This window comes from Morganella morganii (assembly GCF_041099235.1).
Classification (GTDB): Bacteria; Pseudomonadota; Gammaproteobacteria; order Enterobacterales; family Enterobacteriaceae; genus Morganella; species Morganella morganii_E.
The window spans coordinates 15,254-39,040 of sequence record NZ_JBFZSO010000004.1 but is presented as its reverse complement, the minus strand read 5'-3'; the positions used below and the strand labels follow the sequence as shown (position 1 = coordinate 39,040).

Genomic DNA, 23,787 nt, shown 5'->3' with positions numbered 1-23,787 from the left:
ACAGGTTTAAGGCGTAAATGCAATTTAACACATTTTATAGGTAAATTCAGGTTGAATAGTATTTTACCTGATAAAAAAGACACAAAATTTTCCTTTGTTGAAAAATGTCATATTAATCAATATATTGATATGTAAAAATGGGATGAAAATACCGGTTGTCAGTGGGGATTTCACGGACTGGCCGGGCTTTTTGTCCGTTACCTTGTAAAGGCAGGGCAGCAAAATGCCGCCATTTTCACTTTTAAGGAGGGGAAAACAGTATGATAACGGACTACACAGAAAGCAATTTTGCCGGTATTGAGCACGGTGACGGGATCTCGGTGATCCGCTTTCATGCCCCCTGGTGTGAGCCGTGCCGCCGGAGTGAACATCAGTTTGATGAAGCGGTAACACAATTTCCGGCCGCCGTCCGGGCCGGAAAAGTGAATGTGATGCAGGCACCGGTGCTGGCGGCCAAATATGCAGTATGGGGATTGCCGGTTACTCTGATCTTTAAAGACGGACAGGAATTTGCCCGTATTTCCGGGCCGCAGCCGGCTTCTGTTTTCACACAAGCCGTACATAATGCGTTGTTATAGCATGACCGGGATGTAGTAATTAATCTCTTCCACATACTGTAAGCCGTTGGCAATAAACTCGTCATGCCGCTCTGCCGGCAGCAGTTTATAGTGCTCAATATCCGGTCCCCGTCTGCGCAGCAGGTTCATTTCTGCCAGGGTGCCGGAATAGGCGGCATGAATAATATTGTTGTAATCACCGGGCAGATTTTTCAGCATGGCCGGATCAATAGTAATTCTGAGATAATGCCCGCCCGGTAAGGTCACCGGGGAAAGTGACGCGCGGCGGATACTGTCCTCTGATAATACGGACGGAATAACTGCCGTGGTATAGGCATAACTGATGTCATCTGCGGTTGATTCATAAGGGGCATGTATGGCATACAAATCCGCCGGAATAATATCCACTTCCTTAAAAAACTTTTCCCAGAATTCACGCCGGAATTTCCGGTTTTCAGTTTGCCAGTCCGACAGATGTTTCCGGTGATAATGATGAGAGCCTGCTAACGACATTTCCGGTAATTCGGTCAGTTCAGACTGAAACGGAATCAGGTTTTCCGCCTGTAACGGAAAACAAAAGCCGTTGCTGTCCCAGCCTGCTTTCTTGCGGTAGGCGGAAGGGGTGGTATTAAACTGGGATTTAAAGGCGCGGCAGAATGTCTGCTGTGAATCGAAGCGGTATTTCACGGAAATATCGAGAATACTGCTGCGGGTGATCCGCAATGCTTTCGCTGCACAGGATAAGCGCCGGGCACGGATATATTTTCCGATCACGACACCGGTGTGCTCTTTAAATAAGCGCTGTAGATGCCATTTGGAATAACCCGCCCGTGCGGCAATGATATCCAGTGATAAATCAGATTCCAGATTTTGCTCAATCCACAACACCAGACTCTGAATAATACTTCCGCGAAGCCCGTCTATGTTCATTCTTTTTATTACCAACAGAGAGTGTTATCGCTCAGTTATCGTGCGATACAAAAGTTAACCTTCTAATATTAAATGAATTTACCTTTTATATCCGCAAGGAGTGTAAATATCTGTATGTAGTGTGCAGTAGTTTGTATTTTTTTATCAGGAATTGTCTGTTTTTGTGTGAATTTGAGACATACAGACAGAAAAATATCTTGATCCGTCGGAAAACGTGCAGCTATTAACCTGAAAAACAACAAAATTTTAAAAAATAACAAAAAATTATAACTTTTGGATTTTCTGCCGATAACAGTATCCGTATGGCCCTGCCAGATCATTTTGTCGCCCCTTAAAGGAAACTGTATGCAGTTACTTCGAAACTTATCCATCCGGTTCGTCATGCTGTCGATACTCGGTATTTTGTGTCTGACACTCGGATGTGTCAGTTTTTACAGTGACTGGTCACTGTCGAGAGTGTCTGACGGCAATGCGACCGATCGTCAGTTAGTCCGGCAGCTGACAGTACTGAATCAGGGAAATGATCAGTATTTCCGGTTTATTTCCCGGCTGAACCGCGAAATGCAAAAAAAAGCGGAAGGGGAAGCGCCGGATTTAAAACCGTCTGCGGAAGCGATGGAGAATATGGGACTGCACCTGGCTGAGATGAAACGGATTTCCCCGGGGCCGATGGATGTACAGATGTCAGAAAAGGTGATTGCCCGCTGGCAGGCACTCTATGATGAGGGCGTTAAAATTCAGATGCAGCTGGCGGAGCAGGGGGATCAGGCGGGTTACCGTAAGCAGTCCCATGATGTCACACCGCAGCTGAGCAAAGAATTCGGGACTGTCAGTGTTGAGTTCACGCAGGTGGCAGAGGCGCGGATCGAACAGACCCGTACCCTGGTGGACGGCCTGATGACCACCACACGGATTGTGATTATCAGCGGTACACTGTTTGGCCTGCTGATCCTGATTTTTGCTGATCGCTATCTGGTGAAGATGATGCAGCGCCCGCTGAACAATGTCCGTCAGCATTTCCGCCGTATCGCCGGGGGTGACCTCAGCCAGCCGGTGGAAAATGACGCGGCAGGGCGTAACTGTGTCGGTAAATTATTCCCGCTGCTCAGTGAGATGCAGGACAGCCTGCGGGACGCGGTGAGTTCTATCCGCGAAGGCAGTGATACCCTGCGTGACAGTGCATCTGAGATTGCGCGCGGCAATACGGATCTCTCCTCGCGTACCGAACAGCAGGCAGCGGCGCTGGAAGAGACGGCGGCGAGTATGGAAGAGATCACGGCGACAGTGAAACTGAATGCGGATCACGCGCATCATGCCAGCGAACTGGCAGAAGTGACGTCCTCAACGGCGCATCAGGGCCATGAGATGATCGCCTCTGTTATCCGCACAATGGACGAAATTTCCGAGAGTTCACGGAAAATTGCTGAAATCACCAATGTGATCAACAGTATTGCATTCCAGACTAACATTCTGGCGCTGAATGCCTCGATTGAAGCAGCACGGGCCGGTGTCCACGGACGCGGCTTTATGGTGGTGGCCGGTGAGGTGCGGACACTGGCCAGCAACAGCGCGGATGCTGCCAAAGAAATTGAACGGCTGATAGCCAATGCAGTGTCCCGTGTTGATCAGGGTATTAAACTGGTCGCCGGAGGCGGGGAAACCATGGAGGAGATTGTCCGTGCCTCCGGTGAAGTGACGGCGATCATGAAAGAGATTGCCATTGCGTCAGAGGAGCAGACCAAAGGGATCTTACAGGTCGGCACCGCGATCACCCAGATGGATACCGTTACCCAGCAGAATGCCTCGCTGGTCAGCAATGTTTCTGAAACCGCCGCCGGGCTGGAATTACAGACTCAGGCGCTGCAAAATTCCGTACAGAAATTCCGCCTCAGCGCTGCGGACTGACGCGGCTCAGATTGCTGCCGTGGTCAGTAAATCACGGTAGTAATCTATCTTTCGTTCCAGGTGCTGAAAATGATCATTCAGCACCGCTATCTGTTGTTGTAATGCCCCGCTGTGTGCCAGCAGCAAATCCATACGCTCCTGTGCCGTCTCCTCTCCCTGAGCCCGTAAATCCGCATAATGTTTGATGGATTTCAGTGGCATGCCGGTTTCTTTCAGTCGTGTGATAAACGTCACCCACTCCGCATCACGGGCGGAATAACTGCGGTGATTATTTGCCCGGCGCTGCGGGATCAGAATGCCTTCTTTTTCATAAAACCGCAGGGTATGGATACTGAAACCGGTTAAGGCAGAAAACTCACTGATAGAATAATGCATACAAGAAACCTCTTGACCTCGAGTGAACTCTATCTTTTACGCTCCGCAGACTAATGTCAAAGGAGGTTTGTATGAACAATCAGAATTATGTGGTGATCACCGGTGCCAGCGCCGGTATCGGGCGGGCAATTGCGGCGGCTTTTGCACGCTGGGGTAACAACGTGGTGCTGGTGGCGCGGCGTGAGGATGCATTACTGGCACTGAAGGCGGAGCTGATGCAGCAGAACCCGGACATTACCGCAGAAATCCGTGTGTGTGATTTGTCTGTGCCCGGCAATGCGGCGGTGCTGTATCACTCGTTGTCTTCACTGAATATTATTGCGTGGATTAATAATGCCGGTTTCGGCTATTACGGCACGGTGGCAGAGCAGCCGGTGGCGGAAGCTGAGAAGATGCTGGCCCTCAATGTGAATGCCCTGATGGTGTTGTCGGCGCTGTATGTGCAGGATTATCAGCATACGGAAGGTGCGCAGCTGATCAATATCAGTTCGGCGGGCGGATATACGATTGTTCCCTCTGCAGTGACTTACTGCGCCACGAAGTTTTTTGTCAGTGCGTATACAGAAGGGCTGGCGCGTGAGCTTATCCGCAGCGGGGCAAAACTGCGGGCAAAAGTACTGGCACCGGCTGCCACACAGACAGAATTTGGTCAGGTGGCAAATAATACCGATTCTTATGATTATGACCGGGCTTTCGGGCGTTATCACACCAGTGACGAAATGGCCGCATTTGCGCTTGAACTGTATGACGCGGACAGTATTACCGGCATGATTGACCGCGATGATTTCCGCTTTCAGCTGGCGGATACCCGGTTCCCGCATGCGGAAAACAGCCGGTCAAATCAGAAAGTCACTTCATAAGATTCTGCGGGTGCAGCCGGGATGATTGCTGTCACCCGGCGTTACTGATAATGTGAGGTAATTCTCATTTTTCAGGTTGGATACCTTTTTTATGCTGCAATTACTTCCGGTTATCTCACCGGCTGACCCGGTACTTGATGATATTCGTCCGCTGTATGAATCCGCTTTCCCGCTGCATGAACAGCGCACGCGGGCAGGACGGGAGAAACTGTTTTCACAGCCCGGCTATTATCTGTATCAGATAAGGGATAATGACCGCTTTGCCGGATTTACCGGCTGCTGGCAGATTGGTTCCCTGTTTTATATTGAGCACATTGCTATTGCGCCGCAGATGCGCGGCAGTGGGATCGGGCAGCAGGCGTTGTCGCTTTTTTGTCAGGAGAAACAGCGGGTTGTGCTGGAAATTGATCCGCTGACGGATGAGGTGGCGCAGCGCCGTCTGCGTTTTTATCAGCACTGTGGTTTTGCCGTTAATGACTATGTTCATCATCACCCGGCTTACCGCCCGGAATTTCCGCCGCATGAGCTGGTGATCCTGAGTTATCCGCAGGTTATTAATCCGGAAGAATATCAGCAAGTTAAACACTCTCTTATCCATCACATTATGCCGGAAAATCTGTTGTAGCGCCCGGCTCACCGCATGTTATGATGACCGCTTTTCCGGCGGTCTGCCTGCCGGTTTCCGTACCGTACTCTGCTGACACCTGTTGTCTGCGGGGATGACTTTGCAGGGTTGTCATGAACAAGAAAAAATGTGCGGTAAGTGTGCTGCTCAGCGGCATGCCGGATCTCCCGTTTGAAACGGTTTCTCTCAGTGAGTGTGATTTCACGGCGGTGTCCGTGTGTCTGGTGGCACCGGCAGATACCGGCAACGGCCAGCTGGCGCGGATCCGGCAACAGGGCTTCGGCCAGCCGGTTTTTATGGTGCTCAGTGACGGTGAAACAGAGACGGTGCCGGATGGTATCAGCGGGGTTATCGATCTCTGCCGCGATGACCGCCATACCGTCTGTGACACACTTCTGCGTGCGGCACAATCCTATGAAGAGAGCCTGCTGCCGCCGTTTTTCGGGCGGATGAAACACTATACCGCACAGCAGAATATCTCTTTTGCCTGTCCCGGCCATCAGGGCGGGGAATTTTTCCGCCGCCATCCCGCCGGACAGCAGTTTACGGATTACTTCGGGGATGCGCTGTTCCGTGCCGATCTCTGCAATGCAGATACCGCGCTGGGGGATCTCCTGATCCACGAAGGGGCTGCGCTGGCCGCGCAACAGCATGCCGCGAAAGTCTTTCATGCGGACAAAACCTGGTTTGTGCTCAACGGCACATCCTCATCCAACAAAGTGGTACTGAATGCTCTGCTGACACCGGGTGACCTGGTGTTATTCGATCGCAATAATCACAAATCCAACCACCATGGCGCACTGATCCAGGCAGGTGCCACGCCGGTTTATCTGGAAGCGGCGCGTAACCCGTTTGGTTTTATCGGCGGCATCGATGCACATTGTTTTGATGAGGATTATCTGCGGGCGCTGGCGGCAGAAGCCGCACCGGAAAAAGCGGGCAATAAACGCCCGTTCCGGCTGGCCGTGATCCAACTGGGGACGTATGACGGCACGGTGTACAACGCCCGTCAGGTGGTGGACAGCATCGGCCCGTTGTGTGATTACATTCTGTTTGATTCCGCGTGGGTCGGTTATGAGCAGTTTATCCCGGTGATGCAGATGTGTTCGCCGATGCTGCTTGAACTGAATGAAAACGACCCGGGAATACTGGTGACGCAATCTGTCCACAAACAAATGGCCGGGTTTTCTCAGGCATCCCAGATCCATAAAAAAGACAGACATATCAAAGGGCAGGATCGCTATGTTTCCTTCCGGCAGATGAATAATGCCTTTATGATGCATGCCTCCACCAGCCCGTTTTATCCGCTGTTTGCCGCACTGGATGTGAATGCGAAAATCCATGAGGGCGCCGCCGGACGGCGTTTGTGGGCGGAATGTGTCAGAACAGGGATTGAAGCCCGTAAACTGCTGCTGCGCACCTGTCAGCATATCCGTCCCTTTATCCCCGATACTGTGGACGGCCGGCCGTGGGAAGAGGCGGAAACCGGTGTTATCGCCGCAGACCGGCGTTTTTTCAATTTTGTGCCGGGCGAGCACTGGCACGGTTTTGAGGGTTATGCGGACGATCAGTATTTTGTCGATCCCTGCAAATTATTGCTGACCACCCCCGGGGTGGATGTCAGCTGCGGGGAATATGACGATTTCGGCGTTCCGGCGACGATCCTGGCGTATTATCTGCGCGAAAATCAGATTGTCGCGGAAAAATGTGACCTGAACTCTATCCTGTTTTTGCTGACACCGGCAGAAACACCGGAAAAAATGCAGCGGCTGATCCGGCAGATTGCCCGGTTTGAGCAATTACTGGACAACGACGCGGCACTGGAAACCGTTCTGCCGTCACTGTGCCGCACGTATCCGGCGCGTTATGCGGGATACACACTGCGGCAGCTGTGTCAGGAAATGCACGATCTGTTTGTGAAACATAATGTTAAACAGCGCCAGAAAGAGATGTTCCGCCGCCGCTGCTTCCCGGCGGTGCGGATGTCGCCGAAAGCGGCACATACTGAATTTGTCCGCGGCAATACAGAGCGGGTTGCTGTGTCAGAGATAGCCGGACGTATCGCGGCGGAAGGGGCTCTGCCGTATCCGCCGGGTGTCTTGTGTGTGGTGCCGGGGGAAGTCTGGGAAGCCCCGGTTCAGCGCTATTTCCTCGCGCTGGAAGAGACCGCCGATCGCTTTCCGGGCTTCGCGCCGGAATTGCAGGGGGCGTATATTGAACAGGATGACAGCGGACACCAGCGTGTGTATGCCTGTGTTATCCGCCATCAGCAGGGAGAAGGACAATGACAGCAGAACAGTTTCATCAGCGTATATGGGAAATTCTGGAAGATCTCAACAGCGACTATTTTCAGGTGGTTGCCGCCCCGGCACCGGAACCGCAGGCTATCGCAGCAGCAGAGGCACTGACCGGCGTACCGGTACCGGCGTATTACTCTGCATTTTGTCAGCGCACTAACGGTCTGTGTGTGATGGCCCGGGAGGAATTCTGGCCGGAAGCGGAGCTCTATTCTGTCGGACCGGCATGGACGTTCTGGCGCGGTGTGGTATTGCTCGGATTTGATACCCCCGATTTGCCGGAGTGGGCATCCGTCACGGCGGCCTGTGAGCGGCTGGCGGATTACGACGTCACCGGTGTACTGCCGCTGATGAAAGTAGTCGGTGACGGCAATATCATCTGGGGGCTGGATAAATCCGGCACCCCGGTTGAAGTTGCGGAAGGTGAAATCACCCGGCTGCCAGCGGACTTTACCGCATGCTATGAGGAGCAAATCCGTGGTCTGGCAGAACGCCAGACGGAGATGATGGAGCGGATTGCGGAGCAGGGCCGGAAAACACCGCAGTAATGGCTGTTTAATCTGCTGCCGGGGGATTATTTCTCCGGCAGCAGTGGCTGACAGTAAAAGATCACCCGCTCGGTTTCGGTAAACCCGAGAGCCCGGTGTAACAACTGCGACGCGGTGTTATCCGGTGAGGTATCGGAGGCCAGTTCGCGGCAGCCGTTTTCGGTTCCCCACTGTTTTACCTGTGCAATCAGCTGCCCGGCAAATCCCAGCCGCCGTGCGCTTTCCTCACAATAAATCCCCTCAAGATAGGCAACCGGTGATGTGGTACAGCCGTTAACATAATCTGTCCGCACAGAGGCTTCTGCAAAAGCGGCGGTTTGTCCGTCTGCGGTACAGAGGAAAAAGGCACTCAGTGACGGATTGCGGATAATATCGCGGATTTCATCCCTGTGCTTCTGCGGCGGACAGTCCGGCCATAATTTTTGCCGCAGTGCCAGCCAGGTGGTTTCCGGAATATCATGTTTATTTTTAATCATCACAGGCTCCATGATGTATTCTCCGCAGTGTGAGCAAATGCATGACAAAACCAGTCACTGACGGCACTGATCATCGCCTGATCGGCACTGTGGCGGTTATGCAGCAGATAAAATCCTTTGCCGGAATGCAGCGTCAGTTCCGGAAACAAAGGAATAAGCGTCTGCTGTGCCAGCTCATGTTCCAGCAGGAAATCGTTGGCAATCAGAATACCCTGCTGATGTACCGCCGCATCAATCGCCAGTAAGAACTGATCGAAATGCAGTCCGGCGGTAAACGGTGTGCCGCCGGATGCTATCCCGGCATAGTGTTCCAGCCAGCTGTCCCAGTAAGGATAGAGCGTAGTGTGCAGCAGTACCGCATTTTTCAGATCTGCCGGGTTGTGCAGTGACAGCCGTGCGGCATAAGCGGGATGGCAAAACAGACGGCAGGGCGCGTCAGACAACAGTACCCGTGCCGGTTGCGTACGGGATAAATCCGTATAGCGGACAGCCAGATCCACATTATCTTTTTCCAGCGAGACCAGGGCAGCTGTAGCATTCAGGTGCAAATCCAGCCCGGGAAAGGTGCGGACAAAATCACTCATCCGGGGGGAGAACCATTTGGAGGCCAGCCCGGGCGGCATGGACAAGGTCAGGGTATGACGCGCCGCATAGCGGATTGTCTCACCGGCGGCGCGGATCTGTTCCAGCGCAGGCTGAATTAAGCGATAGTATTTCTGTCCTGTCTCTGTCACCGTCAGCTTGCGGATCTCACGCAGAAACAGTATCACGCCCAGTTCTTCCTCCAGCTTTTTTATCTGCTGGCTGATCGCGCCCGGCGTGACATGCAGGGATTCTGCCGCTTTGATAAAGCTGCCGAGCCGGACACTTGCTTCAAAGGCCAGTAATGCTTTCATCGGCGGATAACGGTTCATGAAATAGTTTTTCTCTTTCATAAGGCAATTTAAATCGGTTGTAGCACAGCCCCGGATTCAGAACAATAGCCCCATCAGAAAAAAGGGGTAGCGATAGTATGAACAGTAAAACGGCAGCAGCCTTCGCGTTTCTCGGGATTATCTGGGGAACCAACTTTATTTTTATGCGTCAGGCGAGTGAGTGGATCTCGCCGGTGCAGATTGTATTTCTGCGGGTGTTATGCGGCTTTGTGCCGATTGCGGTGATGGCGTGGATGCAGAAAGCGGTGCGCCGCGAGCACCTGAAATACACCGGGCATTTCCTGGTGATGGCGCTGCTGGCCACGGTAATTTATTACTGGGCATTTGCTTCCGGCACCTCATTACTGCTCTCCGGGGTCTCCGGCGTGCTCAGCGGGGCAATTCCGCTGTTCTCGTTTATTGTCGCGGCGATTTTCCTGCGGCAGGAAAAAATTACGGTAATGCGTCTGTGCGGACTGATGCTCGGCTTTGCCGGCGTGATTCTGATCGCCAAGCCGTGGCAGATCAGCAGGGAGAGTATCAGTCTCGCCGGGGTGGGCTATATGATCCTGGGATCACTGAGTGTGGGGATTTCTTTTGTGTATGCCAAAAAATTTCTCGCGGATAAACAGATTGCTCCGCTGGCACTGACAACTTATCAGATTGGCCTTGCGCTGCTGATCCTTGCCTGCATCACACCGTTTACCGGCATTACCGCGATTGCACAGGACAGCACCGCCAGCCTCGGGCTGATTATCGGGCTGGGATTGCTCGGTACCGGGGTGGCGTATCTGACGTATTACTATCTGATCCTGAATCTGGGGGCGGTGGTGGCCTCATCCGTAACTTACATCCCGCCGGTGGTGGCACTGCTTGTCGGGTTCCTGGCGGCGAATGAACAGCTCGGTGTGACAGAGATTCTGTCGATGGTGCTGATTATGAGTGGTGTCTTCTTATTACAGCGTCCTTCGCGCCGCCCGGAAGCGGAGAAGGAAGCTGAAGCTGTGCAGTAATATTCCGGGAAACCAAACCTATCTTTTTATTGTCTGTTCGATTTGAGTTGCATTTCCTGCCCCGCTGTCAGTATCGCGGGGCTTTTTTTCACCCGCAAACTGCATCACCAGCACACCTGCCACCACCAGGCCGATACCGGCGAGTTTGGCTATCTGAACCGGCTGTTTCGGCATTCCGAACAGACCGAAGTGTTCAATCAGTGCGGAAATCACCAGCTGACCGGCAATGACCATCACGAAAAAGGTAATGCCGCCGATTTTCGGTACCAGGATCAGGGCAGAGGTCAGATACAGCATTCCGGCTATCCCGCCGATCCAAATCCAGAACGGCTGATGCAGTAAATCTGCACTCAGTACCGGCTTCGGAACTTTAAAAATAAATAATAACGGTGCTAAAACAATAATACTGATTAATAATGATACAAGACTGGCCCATAACGGATGACCCAGATGGCGTGCTAACACTGCATTGCTGACCGCCTGTACCGGCACAATGGCACCGGCAAAAAAAGCACAAACAATCAAAGCAATAGCGGATAATGATAAGGTTGACATAGTGGCCTCCCTGGTTAACGTTTTATTAACATCAATCATAGGTGATCCCCGGAAGAACCGGAAATGATCAATTTTATAGGGCACTATTCGCACCATGAATAATATAAAGAAATTAGATTTAAATCAGCTTGTTACCCTGCATGCATTGCTGCGTGAACGCCATGTCAGCCGGGCGGCGGTGTCTCTGCACCGCAGTCAGCCTGCTGTCAGCCACACACTGAACCAGCTGCGGGATTTATTTCAGGATCCTCTGCTTATCCGCAGGCAGGGCCGTTATCATCTGTCCGGTAAGGCGGAAGCACTGTATGCGCCGCTGACGCAGGCACTGAGCCAGCTTGATGACCTGATCGCACAGCAGGATTTCCGGCCGGAAAATTGTACACGGCGGTTTAATATCGCTATGTCCGATTACGGGGCGGCGATTTTCAGCGGAAAATTAATCCGTTATCTGCGGACTGCCGCGCCGCAGGTCGATTTGCAAATCTGGCAGGGCAGCCGCGAGGAAATGCAGGGAAAATTGCAGGAAGGCAGTCTCGACCTGGCATTCGGGGTATTTACAGCCACGGATTACACTCTCCGCACAAAAACGGTTTTTACGGACACCATGGTCAGTGTTGCGGACAAACAATACTGCACCAATGGCACGATGCCGATGGCGGACTGGCTCTCGCACCCGCATATCCTGGCGAGCATGAAGCCGTATGAAGCCAATGAAATTGACCGGCAGCTACAGCTGCTCAATTACCGGCGGCGTATTGCGGTCTCTGTTCCTTACTGGCAGATTGCTTCGCAACTGCCGGAAGGCACGGATCTGATCCTGACGGTGGCGCAGCGGGCACTGCCGGAGACACTCAGCCCGTCATTACAGGTATTTACGCCGCCGCTGACTATCGCGCCGCTCAGTTTTCAGATGTTATGGCACCAGCGCAGTGAAGGGGACGCGGCACTCGGCTGGCTGCGGGAAGCAGTGATGCAGGTGTGTGACTGATGCTCAGCGTGTTGTCCGGCGGCAGTTTTGCAGTTCCAGCAGAAACGAGCCGTTATTACCCCCGGTGCGTTTATTTAAGCCGAAAACAAAGCGCCGCTGCGACGGTGTGAAATAGGCGAGCCCGTTGTAAGTACCGGCATAAATCAGGGTATCTTCGCCGATCTCCTGTAAATCCTGCTTTGACATGGTGGCAAACTGTTTTATCGGCGTCAGTGCCGGGGAGTGATAGGGGGACGGTTGCGTATCCAGCACCGTAAAGCGGTCACTATGAAACAGAACGACGGATTCACGCTGTTTATCCGGAAAATAAAAATCACGCATTGCGCCTTGTTTTCGCTGATAACTGGCGGATGAAATCTCACATTTATAATAGCCGTTCAGTGATCCTCCGGCGGCATAACCGGATAAAGAGACAAACAATAATAAGAAAGTTAATAAACGCATAAACAGGATAGTTGTTTTTACAAATATTAAGTGTAATCGGGTGCGGTTATCCGCACAATCAGTTCAGTACAATCTTCCGGAAATCAGCGGAAAGAATAAAGGGCTGAATACGTGTAAAATGCAAATTTTATAAGAGCATAGCGGGAAAGTTAGTTTCCGGAACTATCATCCTGATCATATATCCGTTTATCAGAGATCGGCGTAAAATAGCGGCTGATATCATTTTTTACTGACGGATCTCCCTATGCTGGCGAAGTTTCTCCCGATTTTTCTGCTTGTTCTCTCAAATATTTTTATGATGTTTGCCTGGTACGGACATCTGAAGTTTGCCGGTAAGCCCCTCATTGCGGTGATTTTTTTCAGCTGGCTGATTGCACTGGCGGAATATTGTCTGGCGGTGCCTGCCAACCGGATCGGACATCAGTATTACAGTGCTGCCGAGCTGAAAACCATGCAGGAAGTGATTACCCTGTGTGTCTTTATGGTGTTCTCTGTCGCTTATCTGGGTGAAAGCATTACGCTGAATCATCTTATCGGCTTCGGATTTATTGCCGCCGGGGCTTTCTTTATTTTTAAAGGGCCGTTTTAACCGCCACCACACAATGACGATAACGACACTGTGAATTTATCCATAATATAGCGGGATGACTGGTTATATCACCAGGTATTATTGCCGGGTATAGCGCCCGGTTTCCGGGATACTTTTTCACTCTGATCAAGGCAGGTCTGTTATGTCATCATTACGTTTATCTTATCCTAAACTCAGTCCGGCAGCGTATGCGGGGCTGATTGCCTGTAAAAATGCACTGGAAAGCAGCGCGTTATCCCCTGAACTGGTTGAGTTGGTGTATCTGCGGGTATCCCAGATTAACGGCTGCGCATTCTGTCTGGAAATGCATACGGTTGCACTGCGCAAGCGGGGCATGGTTCAGGAGAAACTCGATGCACTCGCGGGCTGGCGCGTGAGTGAACGTTTCAGTGAGCGCGAGCGGGCGGCACTGGAATGGACGGAAGCTGTCACACAGTTATCGGCTCAGAATACTGATGATGCAACCTGGCAGCGTGTGAAGGCATATTTTTCTGATGCGGAAATGAGTGATCTGACAATCGCGGCCGGGCTGATGAATGCCTTTAACCGGATTGCTGTCAGTCTGCGTCAGTAGCGGATCACAGCAACCCGGCACCGGCAGTTATTCGGTTATTCGCCGGTGTTATCCCGCAGCCACGGGGTGATAGTCAGCCCGACAAGTAAACCTTCCGGGCTGAGCAGACGGGTGACGGATTGTCCCCACGGCTCGGTTCTGTTTGCCACCAGCAGCGGATAGCCCTGTGACTGTAAAAATTCTGTGGCCGCTGCCAGGTCGCGCACTTCAAACTCGACCCACGCCTGCGGCACCGGATGTGACGGCGGTCAGCTGTTCTGCCCGAAGCAGGAGACAGCTGCGTGGCTGAGCGGCCAGAGCGCGAAGTGCTTCACACCATGCAGGCTGTGATCGGCAGTCAGGTAATCGGGCACGCCTTCAGATTCACTGAGCGGCAGGCCGACAGTATCCGCAAAGAAGTGTTTGCTGCGGGCGGGATCGCGGGTCACCGGACCAAAACCGGCGACAAACAGCACACCGGGAACGGCTGGATAATCAGACATAGCAGTGTCTCCGTAAGATAAGGGTTTATCCCATCTTACACATTAATCTGCCCGGGTGCCGGAAATATCATCTCTTCATACGGCGCTTCGCGGCAGGCATTCAGCCGCTGCTGTATTCCGCCGGAATGCGCCTCAAGCTGATGCCCGTCCGGGTCAAGAAAATAGACAGAATCCCCTTCACTGCGGTTACGTTTCCAGAGTGTTATCTGATGAGCGGCGAGAAGCGAGCGGAAGGCCGGGAACTGTTCGGGAGGAAGGGTAAAAGCGTAGTGGGTATAACCCTGATGAATAGGCCGGTGAATGATTTCCGGGTCTGCTGATAAACAGATCCACAGTTCCCCGCAGGTCAGGTAAGCCCCGTATTTCCAGCGGGTATGCAGCGTCATTTTCAGAATATCATGGTAAAAATGCAGGCTGCGATCCAAATCGGCGACCGCCAGGGTTAGATGATTCATTCCTGTTAACATATATCCTCCGTCAGCATCCGGCAGTTATAAACAGCACGTCTGAGTCAGGTGAAAGGAAGCCGTATCAGTGGTTGTACGGTGGGCGGTTATCATCATCGGGAAGCTCTCAGGGTAAAATATCAGTCAGGTTTATGATTACCCTGAAGCTTACTGACTGACAACATAAGGTGCCAGATAATTCCGCAGCCGGGCGTTGTGATTTAAGATCACGTTAATTTAGTCCCGTCAGGGATATTCACCCTGAATATGATTTACCTCAATTATCCTTATTATTAATAGGTCTACTCTGGCGCCACACTTTAATAATGATAATGGTAGGTCTACTTATGTCATTAGTCACACAACTTCCGTCGATCTTTTCTGATTTCTCCGATGCCCGTCAACAGGGCTTTCTCACTGTAATGGAACTGAAAGAGCAGGGTGTCCCGCTGGTGGGAACCTATTGCACCTTTATGCCGCAGGAGATTGCTATGGCCGCCGGTGCAGCGGTTGTCTCCCTCTGTTCAACCAGTGATGAAACCATTGAAGAAGCGGAAAAAACCTTACCCCGCAACTTATGTCCTCTGATCAAAAGCAGCTACGGATTCGGTAAAACCGATAAATGCCCCTACTTCTATTTTTCTGACATTGTGGTCGGTGAAACCACCTGCGACGGCAAAAAGAAAATGTATGAATATATGGCGGAATTTAAACCTGTCCATGTGATGCAACTGCCGAATAACAGTGAAAGTGCGGAATCTGTCGCGCTCTGGCGCTCGGAAATCATCCGTTTTCAGAAACGGCTGGAAGCGCAGTTCGGCTGTGAAATTACAGAACAGGGGATCCGCGATGCTATCGATCTGCGTAACCGTGAACGCCGTGCATTAACCGAATTTTACCGCCTCGGGCAGCTCAATCCGCCGGCCATGACCGGTCGTGAAATTCTCAGTGTGGTGTATGGTGCCACCTTCAAATTTGATAAACGCGCCCTGATCGGTGAGCTGGAAACGCTGACCGCCAAAGTGCGTGCGGAATATGCCGCCGGTAAACGGCTGGATCCGCGTCCGCGCATTCTGATCACCGGCTGCCCGATTGGCGGGGCGGCGGAAAAAGTGGTGCGGATTATCGAAGAGAACGGCGGTTGGGTGGTCGGTTATGAAAACTGCACCGGGGCGAAAGCCACCGAGCAGTGTGTGGATGAAAATCCGCAGGCCGATGTTTATGATGCCCTGACCGAAAAATACCTTGCTATCGGTTGCTCCTGTATTTCACCGAACACACAGCGTCTCAATATGCTCAGTGAGATGGTGCAGGACTATCAGGTGGACGGGGTGATTGATGTGATCCTCCAGGCTTGTCACACCTATGCGGTGGAATCCCTGCTGATAAACCGGCATATCCGTGAAAAACACGATATTCCGTATATGGCTATCGAGACAGATTATTCCACTTCTGACACCGGTCAGCTTGCTACCCGCATTGCCGCCTTTATTGAGATGTTATAAGGAGGCGTCATGCTGAGTATCGGTATTGACTCGGGCTCGACGGCCACCAAAGGAATTTTGTTCAGTGATGAAAACGGCGGCGTGATCCTGCGCCGCTTTCTGATCCCGACTCCGTTCCGGCCGCAGTCCGCTATTCTGGAAGCCTGGGAAACCCTCTGTGGTGAATGCGACACCAGGCCGTATCTGACCCTCACCGGCTATGGCCGCAAACTGGCGGATTTTGCGGACAAACAGGTCACAGAAATCTCCTGTCACGGGGTCGGTGCGCGCTGGCTGCATCCGCAGACCCGCACGGTCATTGATATCGGCGGTCAGGACAGCAAGGTGATCCGGCTTGATGAGCAGGGGCACCTCACGGATTTTCTGATGAACGACAAATGTGCCGCCGGAACCGGGCGTTTTCTGGATGTGATCAGCCGGACACTCGGCACCGATATCACGGCAGTGGATGACACCATCCGCGGGATTGAGCCGCATGCTATCTCCAGCATGTGTACGGTCTTTGCCGAATCAGAAGTGATCAGTCTGCGATCTGCCGGGGTGGAGCCGGAGTCGATTCTGTCGGGAATTGTCAATTCAATGGCGCAACGTACTGCCGGTTTTGCCAAGCGGCTGAGTACCGTGCCGTCAGTGCTGTTCAGCGGCGGGGTCAGCCGCAGTCAGACGTTCTGTGAGCGGCTTTCACAGCATCTGGGGGCGGAGGTGATCACGCATCCTGACGGGCAGTTTGCCGGTGCCATCGGTGCGGCCATTTACGGCATCCGTCAGTTACAGAAACAGGCTGCCGTCACCTCCGGGGGATCCGTTCATGAATGACTATCTGATTTTGTTCGAAAATATGCTCGGTGTGGTGGCGATGCGCAAGCATCTCACGGCGGCCGGGCAGTCTTTCACCGTGACGGATATCCCGCCGTCACTGGGCAAAGCCTGTGGTCTGGGGATCCGCCTCAGTGTCAGTGATGATTCACTCCCGGCACTGCGTGACCGTCCGCAGGTCACGGAAATTTACCGCTGTGAAGCGGCGGAATATGTACTGACGGCAACGGAGTAAACCGCCCTTACAGACAGATAACAAACCACAATCACGATAATCCGGCATTTTTTATTCTGATATGTTGTAAAAAATAATAAAAATGAAGGGTCTTATTGTGAGCAACGAAATACATAGCATGATCACCACTGATGCTAATCAGGCGGTGGCCCGGATGGCGTATCAGCTGAATGAAGTGATCGCCATCTATCCTATTACCCCGAGTTCCACCATGGCCGAATATGCCGACCACTGGTCAGCGACCGGGGAACCCAATTTGTGGGGCGATGTCCCGCGCATGATGGAAATGCAGTCGGAGGGCGGAGCCATTGCCACCGTTCACGGCGCACTTCAGACCGGCGCACTGTCGACCACTTTCACGTCCTCCCAGGGATTGCTGCTGATGATCCCATCGCTGTATAAAATCGCCGGACAGCTGATCCCGTTTGTCCTGCATGTGGCGGCACGGACGGTTGCGACTCACGCGCTCTCTATTTTCGGCGATCACTCGGATGTGATGGCGGTACGCCAGACCGGCTGTGCATTGCTGTGCGCCAACAGCGTCCAGCAGGCTCAGGATTTTGCGGTGATTTCACAGATAGCCACGCTGAACAGCCGCGTGCCGTTTATTCATTTCTTTGATGGTTTCCGGACCTCTCATGAGATGAACAAAATTATTGCTGTCAGCCGTGCGGAGCTGAGCAAACTGATCCCGGCAGAGGCGATCCGCGCTCACCGTGACAGAGCATTATCGCCGGAACATCCGGTAATACGCGGCACGTCGGCAAATCCGGATACCTATTTCCAGGCCCGTGAGGCGACTAACCCGTGGTATGACGCGGTTTATCAGCATGTCACTGATGCGATGGATGCATTTGGTGAGGTGACAGGCCGTTATTATCAGCCGTTTACCTATTACGGACACCCGCAGGCAGAGCGCCTGATTATCCTGATGGGATCTGCCGCCGGTCCGGCGGAGGAAGTGGCGGACAAACTGATTGCGCAGGGCGAAAAAGTCGGCGTGCTGAAAGTGCACCTTTACCGGCCATTCTCCGCACAGCATTTCCTCGATGCCATTCCGGGCAGTGTGCAGCACATTGCCGTGCTTGACCGGACCAAAGAAGCAGGTGCCCAGGCGGAACCGCTCTATCTGGATGTGATGACCGCCTTTGCCGAAGCGTATCAGAACGGGGAGCGGGCGCAGTTACCGCGTATTATCGGCGGACGTTACGGGCTGTCATCCAAAGAATTTGATCCGGATTGTGTGATGGCGATTTTCCGCGAACTGACACTAACCTCGCCGAAACGCCGCTTTACAGCCGGTATTATTGATGATGTCACCGGGTTGTCCCTGACACCGGTTCCGGCGGAACTGCCGGTCACACACCGCCTCAGTGCGCTGTTTTACGGGCTGGGCAGTGACGGCACGGTTTCAGCCGCCAAAAATGCCATTCAGATCCTCGGCAGTCACACAGATAACTACGCTCAGGGCTTTTTTGTCTATGACTCGAAAAAAGCAGGCGGCCTTACTGTTTCTCATCTGCGCATCAGCGGGCAGCCGATCCGCGCTACTTATCTGATCCGGCAGGCGGATTTTATTGCCTGTCATCAGTGGCAGTTCCTCGACAAATATGAAATGGCGGAAAAACTGGCGCCGGGCGGGATTTTCCTGCTCAACAGTCCGTATCCGGCGGATGAGGTCTGGCACCATATCCCGCAGGATGTTCAGGCGATCCTGGCGGAGAAACAGGCGCAGCTGTATGTTATCAACGCTTACCGTATTGCCCGTGAATGTCGCCTCGGTGCCCGTATCAATACTGTTATGCAGATGGCGTTTTTCCATCTGACAGCCCTGTTGCCGGCAGCGGAAATTCAGTCTTATTTACAGCAGGCGATCATCCGCAGCTACAGCAAAAAAGGGGAAAGTATCGTTCAGGATAACCTGATGGCGATAGCCCGTACCCCGGAAGCCCTGCACCGCGTACCGTTGCAGGCGGTGGATCCGCACAGTCTGCCGCGTCCGCCGGTTGTACCGGATAACGCGCCGGACTTTGTCAAAACTGTCACCGCGATGATGCTGGCCGGACGCGGTGATGCGTTGCCGGTATCGGCATTCCCGCCGGACGGCACCTGGCCTTCCGGCACCACCCGCTGGGAAAAACGCAATATCGCGGAGATGATCCCCATCTGGAAACCGTCTCTCTGTACCCAGTGCAACTACTGTGTCGCGGCCTGTCCGCATGCGGCTATTCGTGCCAAAGTGGCCGATCCCGCTGATTTCAGCGGCGCACCGGATACACTGCAGCGCCTGCCGGTCAAATCCCGTGATATGAAAGGGATGGATTATGTCCTTCAGGTCGCACCGGAGGATTGTACCGGCTGTAATCTCTGTTATGAGGTCTGTCCGGCGAAAGACCGTGAGGATCCGGCCATCCGCGCCATTAATATGCAGCCGCGGCTGGCTCATCTGGCAGAGGAAAAAGCCAACTTTGATTTCTTCCTGCAACTGCCGGACACCCCGGCATCCCGGCTTGAGCGCATTGATATCCGGACATCACAACTTATCACGCCGCTGTTTGAATTCTCCGGCGCCTGTGCGGGCTGTGGTGAAACACCGTATATCAAACTGCTGACCCAGTTGTACGGCGAACAGTTGCTGATCGCCAATGCCACCGGCTGCTCGTCGATTTACGGCGGCAATCTGCCGACCACGCCGTACACCACCAATAAAGAGGGACGCGGTCCGGCCTGGGCCAACTCGTTGTTTGAGGATAATGCTGAGTTCGGGCTGGGGTTCCGTCTGACAGCGGATCAGCATAAAAAACGGGTGAAACGTCTGCTGATGACCTTTGCGGCACAACTGCCGGATGAGTTACGGCAGCGGCTGACGGATGAGACATTGTCTGCGGATGAAAAACGAGCGGCTATTACGCAACTGCGGACACTGCTGGCGGATAACCAGGATCCGCGAGCCCGTGAGCTGTCTGAGGATGCACATTACCTTCTGCCGAAATCCGTCTGGCTGATCGGCGGTGACGGCTGGGCTTATGATATCGGCTTCGGCGGGCTCGACCATGTGCTGAGCAGCGGTGAGAATGTCAATGTGCTGGTGCTCGATACTCAGTGTTACTCCAACACCGGCGGCCAGCAATCAAAAGCCACACCGATGGGGGCCGTCACCAAATTCGGGGAGGAGGGTAAAGGTAAATCCCGCAAGGATCTGGGCGTATCCATGATGATGTACGGCAACGTGTATGTGGCACAGATAGCCATCGGCGCACAGATGAATCAGACGGTGAAAGCGATTCAGGAAGCGGAATCCTATCCCGGCCCATCCCTGATTATTGCCTACAGCCCGTGTGAGGAGCACGGTTATGACCTGGCATTCAGTTACGACCAGATGAAAGCCCTGACCGCCAGCGGGTTCTGGCCGCTGTACCGGTTTGATCCGCGCCGTGAGGGAACCGGTAAAGCACCGCTGATCCTGGATTCCCGTCCGCCGTCACAATCCCTGGCGGAGGTGATGCATCAGGAGCAGCGTTTTAACCGCCTCAGCAGCAGTGACCCGGCGAGAGCCGCTGTTCTGGCAGAAAAAGCCGAACAACGGACGGCAAAACAGTATGCACTGCTTGAATTGCTGGCTTCACAAAAATCTGAACCGGCCGGAACCGGCATTGTTCAGGAGGATGCCTGAAAGTCATGATGACAAATAACCGGAGCGCCGGGGAAATATCCCCGGCAACGGAACAGGATCTCGCTGCCTTAATTGCTCTTGATACCGTTGCGGCACAGGAGCCGCAACGGGGTGAAGCAATCCGCCGCTGGATTGAGCAGAAAATCTGTTTTGTGCTGCGGCGTGAAGGCAACATTATCGGTTACGGTGTGCTGCATTATCACTTTTTCGGCTGCGGATTTATTGAGTTACTGATGGTGGATCCGGTGCTGCGCGGGCAGGTGGATAATCTGGATGACGGTGATCCGGAACTGTTTTATTTCCGCAGACTGAGTTGTAAAAATAATTAATAATATTAATTATTAATCATATTGAAACTATTTTCCCGGATATATTTCCTGCTCCGGAGAGAGGGTAATTAAGAGCAAACTGATAGCAGGCTGAAATATTAGTGATTACATTACAGGCTCAATAACAATGCATTAAAGGGATGTTTAATGAAAAAGTTAATTTTAGCTGCCGGCCTGTTATCACTTTCTTCTGCTGCATTTTCTGCTCAGTTATCTGCCACCTGTGAAGATTACTTTAAACAGGTTGATGGGTATATGGAACTGCTGGCCAAAAATGATGCAATGAAAGGTCAGATTGAAACCATGAAGCAGCAGTATGATAATTCCAAAAAGCAGTTTATGGAATTACCAGCCGATGCACAGGATGCAGCCTGTAAGCAGGGTATTGATGCGTTAGCGCAGGCTAAAGCCATGATGGAACAGCAAATGCCGAAATAAAGGCGGCTGTGATTATTGACGGGCTGTATGATACAGCCCGTTTTTGTTTTCAGCGGGATGAAAACTGTTTGCGGCGTTTTTCATATTTTGCCGGATTGCGGTGAAAATGACGCCAGTGAGGTTCACCGGCGGCATACAGCAGTTCATAATCCCCCCGTGAATCGCCCCAGGCACGCATATGGTATGCGGATAAATCGCCGTAAACCTGTTGCAGCCGGGCAATTTTCTGGCCGCAGCGGCAGTTGTTGCCGTTGATTTTCCCGGTCAGAATACCGTCTTTCTCTTCCAGCTGAGTCCCGATAAGTTTGATCCCCAGCCGCTCTGTAAACGGCTTCAGCACCAGCTCCGGGGATGCGGAACAGAGTGTGACTTCCGCACCCGATGCAATTTCCGCTGCCACCGCGCGCAGACCTTCCGGGCGCATCATCTTATGCCAGTAACGTTCACAAAATTCCTGTGCTTTCTTCTCCACCCAGCGGGCATCGGTACCGGTCAGAAAGGTGGTGATCAGCACTTCTTTCAGCTCGTCGCGGGTCAGTTTGCGTGAGAAGCAGCGCAGTGTCGGCAGAACCAGGCGCAGCATCCGCAGGGAAAAAACACGTTTCCCGAAGGCAAAACGCAGAAAAGGAACAAAACTGTCACGGCGGGTCAGCGTGCCGTCAAAATCAAAAACGGATAACACCGGTTTTTCTGACGGGGTGGGTGCGTGCATAAAGAGGTATACTCCGGTTAAATAGGTGATCGTGCAGAGTTTAGCATTTTTTCCGGCAAAAGGAGACACCTGCCCGGCTTGTCCCGCGCTCATAAGTTATTTACTATCAGGTATTGATTATCACTATCTGAATTATACCGGTAAACACTGCGAGAATATGATGATTGCAATCAGTGCCTGCCTGGCAGGCGAAGCCGTTCGTTACGACGGCAGCCATAAATTATATGCCCCGCTGAAAGCCTTGCAGAACAGCGGTATGGCGGTTCCGGTATGCCCTGAAATCCTCGGTGGTCTGCCGGTGCCCCGTGCCCCGGCTGAAATCACCGGCGGTGAGGGCAGTGATGTCTGGGCTGGCACCGCCCGGGTAACCGGCAGCGACGGCGAAGATGTCACCGGTGCGTTTAAACAGGGCGCACTGCGGGCGCTGGAGCATCTGCAACAGCGGAATATCACGCATGTGATCCTGAAAGCCAACAGCCCGTCCTGCGGCAGCGGTCTGATCTACAGCGGCGCATTTGACGGCACGCTTAAATCCGGCAACGGTGTGGCAACGGCGCTGTTTGAGGCAAACGGGATCACCGTCTGGCATGAAGACCATCCGGAGCTGCCCGCACTGATTGAACAGCTGTTACAGAACGGAAAAAGCGCATGATAACCCTGACACCCGCCAGTGTGTTAATCCGTGTGCCGGGTTGAAGACCCGTTTCAGAATCTGATAGGGTTAAGAGGTGCTTAACCGCAGAAAGGAGAGCAGAGTGATATATCCGGTTGATTTACATGCCCATACGGTTGCCAGTACCCATGCTTACAGTACCGTCCGTGAATATTTTACCGAAGCGGCGGAGAAGGGTATAACCCTGTTTGCGATCACCGACCACGGGCCGGACATGGCGGACGGGCCGCATCCGTGGCATTTTGCCAATATGCCGGTTCTGCCGCGCATGATTAACGGCGCTGGGCTGCTGTACGGTATTGAGGCTAATATTAAAAATCAGGCCGGAGAGACGGACTGCACGGATAAAATGGCGCAGCAGCTGGATATTATTCTCGCCGGTTTTCACGAACCGGTGTTGCAGCCGCAGGGACAGGCCGCCAATACCGAAGCGATGATCGCCACTATCCGCAGCGGAAAAGTGCAGATTATCACCCATCCCGGAAACCCGAAATACCCGCTGGATATTCAGGCGGTGGTGCAGGCGGCAAAAGAGTGCAATGTGGCGCTGGAGATGAATAACTCCTCATTTCTGCATTCGCGGACGGGCAGTGAGAAAAACTGCCGTGCGATTGCTGAAGCGGTGCGTGACCACGGCGGTTGGATCTCGCTGGGTTCGGATTCCCACTATGCCGGTTATCTGGGTAATTTTGAGCGGGTGGTGACTATGCTGCGGGAGATTGAGTTTCCCGAGGCGCGCATCCTGAATGTCACCCCGCGCCGGGTACTGGATTTTCTGGAATCACACGGACGACCGCCAATCCCTGAATTTGCCGGACTCTGAAAAAA

Annotated in this window: 26 protein-coding genes and 1 pseudogene; 18 read left to right on the top strand and 9 right to left on the bottom strand. The window is 53.0% G+C overall.

The window, feature by feature from the left end; genetic code table 11:
• Positions 1–260 precede the first annotated feature (260 nt).
• Entirely contained in the window at positions 261–578 is a 318-nt protein-coding gene (locus AB7038_RS08635; protein ID WP_369453133.1) for a thioredoxin family protein, read from the top strand.
• Here AB7038_RS08635 and AB7038_RS08630 read toward each other — a convergent pair.
• The gene (locus AB7038_RS08630) at positions 573–1,487 is read right to left on the bottom strand and encodes an effector binding domain-containing protein (RefSeq protein ID WP_368888662.1); all 915 of its coding nucleotides are present in this window, start codon (positions 1,485–1,487) and stop codon (positions 573–575) included. The genes AB7038_RS08635 and AB7038_RS08630 overlap by 6 nt on opposite strands.
• A gap of 345 nt (positions 1,488–1,832) precedes the next feature.
• Here AB7038_RS08630 and AB7038_RS08625 point away from each other — a divergent pair, with 345 nt between their 5' ends.
• A complete protein-coding gene (locus AB7038_RS08625) occupies positions 1,833–3,392 on the top strand; it encodes a methyl-accepting chemotaxis protein (RefSeq protein ID WP_175547159.1) in 1,560 nt (519 codons plus the stop codon).
• Positions 3,393–3,398: 6 nt separating this feature from the next.
• Here the strand turns inward: AB7038_RS08625 and AB7038_RS08620 are convergent, their stop codons facing one another.
• The gene (locus AB7038_RS08620) at positions 3,399–3,767 is read right to left on the bottom strand and encodes a MerR family transcriptional regulator (protein WP_368888661.1); all 369 of its coding nucleotides are present in this window, start codon (positions 3,765–3,767) and stop codon (positions 3,399–3,401) included.
• Positions 3,768–3,838: 71 nt separating this feature from the next.
• On the opposite strand from AB7038_RS08620, the gene AB7038_RS08615 reads away from it, so the two are divergent.
• The 4 genes from AB7038_RS08615 (at position 3,839) to AB7038_RS08600 (ending at position 8,097) form a co-directional block, all read left to right on the top strand.
• Positions 3,839–4,627, top strand: a complete 789-nt coding sequence (locus AB7038_RS08615) for an SDR family NAD(P)-dependent oxidoreductase (protein ID WP_369453132.1) — start codon at positions 3,839–3,841, stop codon at positions 4,625–4,627.
• Positions 4,628–4,718: 91 nt separating this feature from the next.
• Entirely contained in the window at positions 4,719–5,252 is a 534-nt protein-coding gene (locus AB7038_RS08610; RefSeq protein WP_368888659.1) for a GNAT family N-acetyltransferase, read from the top strand.
• A 113-nt stretch (positions 5,253–5,365) separates the two neighbouring features.
• Positions 5,366–7,540 (top strand): ornithine decarboxylase, encoded by a 2,175-nt coding sequence (gene speC / locus AB7038_RS08605; protein ID WP_369453131.1) that lies wholly within the window; start codon positions 5,366–5,368, stop codon positions 7,538–7,540.
• Positions 7,537–8,097 carry an SMI1/KNR4 family protein gene (locus tag AB7038_RS08600; RefSeq protein ID WP_369453130.1) on the top strand — a complete coding sequence of 187 codons (561 nt, stop codon included), beginning with the start codon at positions 7,537–7,539 and terminating at the stop codon, positions 8,095–8,097. The genes speC and AB7038_RS08600 overlap by 4 nt, the downstream gene beginning before the upstream one ends.
• Before the next feature lie 26 nt (positions 8,098–8,123).
• Here AB7038_RS08600 and aac(6') read toward each other — a convergent pair whose 3' ends face one another.
• Positions 8,124–8,573, bottom strand: coding sequence for an aminoglycoside 6'-N-acetyltransferase (gene aac(6'), locus AB7038_RS08595; RefSeq protein WP_369453129.1), 450 nt, complete (start codon positions 8,571–8,573; stop codon positions 8,124–8,126).
• A complete protein-coding gene (locus AB7038_RS08590; protein ID WP_369453128.1) occupies positions 8,573–9,487 on the bottom strand; it encodes a LysR substrate-binding domain-containing protein in 915 nt (304 codons plus the stop codon). The genes aac(6') and AB7038_RS08590 overlap by 1 nt, the downstream gene beginning before the upstream one ends.
• A gap of 98 nt (positions 9,488–9,585) precedes the next feature.
• On the opposite strand from AB7038_RS08590, the gene AB7038_RS08585 reads away from it, so the two are divergent.
• Positions 9,586–10,500 (top strand): DMT family transporter, encoded by a 915-nt coding sequence (locus AB7038_RS08585; RefSeq protein ID WP_369453127.1) that lies wholly within the window; start codon positions 9,586–9,588, stop codon positions 10,498–10,500.
• Positions 10,501–10,518: 18 nt separating this feature from the next.
• Here the strand turns inward: AB7038_RS08585 and AB7038_RS08580 are convergent, their stop codons facing one another.
• On the bottom strand, positions 10,519–11,055 hold the full coding sequence (locus AB7038_RS08580) for a DMT family transporter (protein ID WP_072871335.1): 537 nt from the start codon (positions 11,053–11,055) through the stop codon (positions 10,519–10,521).
• 94 nt (positions 11,056–11,149) lie between these two features.
• Between AB7038_RS08580 and AB7038_RS08575 the strand changes: the two genes are divergently transcribed.
• On the top strand, positions 11,150–12,043 hold the full coding sequence (locus AB7038_RS08575) for a LysR family transcriptional regulator (protein WP_072870792.1): 894 nt from the start codon (positions 11,150–11,152) through the stop codon (positions 12,041–12,043).
• 3 nt (positions 12,044–12,046) lie between these two features.
• On the opposite strand, the gene AB7038_RS08570 is transcribed toward AB7038_RS08575, so the two are convergent.
• Positions 12,047–12,487, bottom strand: coding sequence for a hypothetical protein (locus tag AB7038_RS08570; protein WP_072870789.1), 441 nt, complete (start codon positions 12,485–12,487; stop codon positions 12,047–12,049).
• A gap of 244 nt (positions 12,488–12,731) precedes the next feature.
• Between AB7038_RS08570 and AB7038_RS08565 the strand changes: the two genes are divergently transcribed.
• Positions 12,732–13,076 (top strand): DMT family protein, encoded by a 345-nt coding sequence (locus AB7038_RS08565; RefSeq protein ID WP_004238534.1) that lies wholly within the window; start codon positions 12,732–12,734, stop codon positions 13,074–13,076.
• Between the two features lie 142 nt (positions 13,077–13,218).
• On the top strand, positions 13,219–13,650 hold the full coding sequence (locus AB7038_RS08560) for a carboxymuconolactone decarboxylase family protein (protein WP_368888654.1): 432 nt from the start codon (positions 13,219–13,221) through the stop codon (positions 13,648–13,650).
• Between the two features lie 35 nt (positions 13,651–13,685).
• On the opposite strand, the pseudogene AB7038_RS08555 reads toward AB7038_RS08560, so the two are convergent.
• A pseudogene (locus tag AB7038_RS08555) lies at positions 13,686–14,132 on the bottom strand (VOC family protein).
• 35 nt (positions 14,133–14,167) lie between these two features.
• Positions 14,168–14,599, bottom strand: a complete 432-nt coding sequence (fosA13, locus tag AB7038_RS08550) for a FosA13 family fosfomycin resistance glutathione transferase (protein ID WP_368888652.1) — start codon at positions 14,597–14,599, stop codon at positions 14,168–14,170.
• Between the two features lie 326 nt (positions 14,600–14,925).
• Here fosA13 and AB7038_RS08545 point away from each other — a divergent pair, with 326 nt between their 5' ends.
• The 6 genes from AB7038_RS08545 (at position 14,926) to AB7038_RS08520 (ending at position 21,574) form a co-directional block, all read left to right on the top strand.
• Positions 14,926–16,083 carry a double-cubane-cluster-containing anaerobic reductase gene (locus AB7038_RS08545; RefSeq protein ID WP_046024269.1) on the top strand — a complete coding sequence of 386 codons (1,158 nt, stop codon included), beginning with the start codon at positions 14,926–14,928 and terminating at the stop codon, positions 16,081–16,083.
• Between the two features lie 9 nt (positions 16,084–16,092).
• On the top strand, positions 16,093–16,899 hold the full coding sequence (locus tag AB7038_RS08540; RefSeq protein WP_369453126.1) for an acyl-CoA dehydratase activase: 807 nt from the start codon (positions 16,093–16,095) through the stop codon (positions 16,897–16,899).
• Positions 16,892–17,134: a putative Se/S carrier-like protein gene (locus AB7038_RS08535; protein WP_368888650.1), complete on the top strand. Its 243-nt coding sequence runs from the start codon at positions 16,892–16,894 to the stop codon at positions 17,132–17,134. The genes AB7038_RS08540 and AB7038_RS08535 overlap by 8 nt, the downstream gene beginning before the upstream one ends.
• 118 nt (positions 17,135–17,252) lie before the next feature.
• On the top strand, positions 17,253–20,807 hold the full coding sequence (gene nifJ / locus AB7038_RS08530; protein ID WP_369453230.1) for a pyruvate:ferredoxin (flavodoxin) oxidoreductase: 3,555 nt from the start codon (positions 17,253–17,255) through the stop codon (positions 20,805–20,807).
• A gap of 5 nt (positions 20,808–20,812) precedes the next feature.
• Positions 20,813–21,136, top strand: coding sequence for a GNAT family N-acetyltransferase (locus AB7038_RS08525; RefSeq protein ID WP_369453125.1), 324 nt, complete (start codon positions 20,813–20,815; stop codon positions 21,134–21,136).
• 147 nt (positions 21,137–21,283) lie between these two features.
• Complete coding sequence (locus AB7038_RS08520; protein WP_369453124.1) at positions 21,284–21,574, top strand: DUF5339 domain-containing protein; 291 nt, start codon at positions 21,284–21,286, stop codon at positions 21,572–21,574.
• 49 nt (positions 21,575–21,623) lie between these two features.
• Here the strand turns inward: AB7038_RS08520 and AB7038_RS08515 are convergent, their stop codons facing one another.
• Positions 21,624–22,286, bottom strand: a complete 663-nt coding sequence (locus AB7038_RS08515; RefSeq protein WP_004241865.1) for an HAD family hydrolase — start codon at positions 22,284–22,286, stop codon at positions 21,624–21,626.
• A gap of 157 nt (positions 22,287–22,443) precedes the next feature.
• Here AB7038_RS08515 and AB7038_RS08510 point away from each other — a divergent pair, with 157 nt between their 5' ends.
• Together AB7038_RS08510 and AB7038_RS08505 are read left to right on the top strand one after the other, a co-directional pair.
• The gene (locus AB7038_RS08510) at positions 22,444–22,938 is read left to right on the top strand and encodes a DUF523 domain-containing protein (RefSeq protein ID WP_072871331.1); all 495 of its coding nucleotides are present in this window, start codon (positions 22,444–22,446) and stop codon (positions 22,936–22,938) included.
• A 106-nt stretch (positions 22,939–23,044) separates the two neighbouring features.
• Positions 23,045–23,782 (top strand): phosphatase, encoded by a 738-nt coding sequence (locus AB7038_RS08505; protein ID WP_368888829.1) that lies wholly within the window; start codon positions 23,045–23,047, stop codon positions 23,780–23,782.
• Positions 23,783–23,787 lie beyond the last annotated feature (5 nt).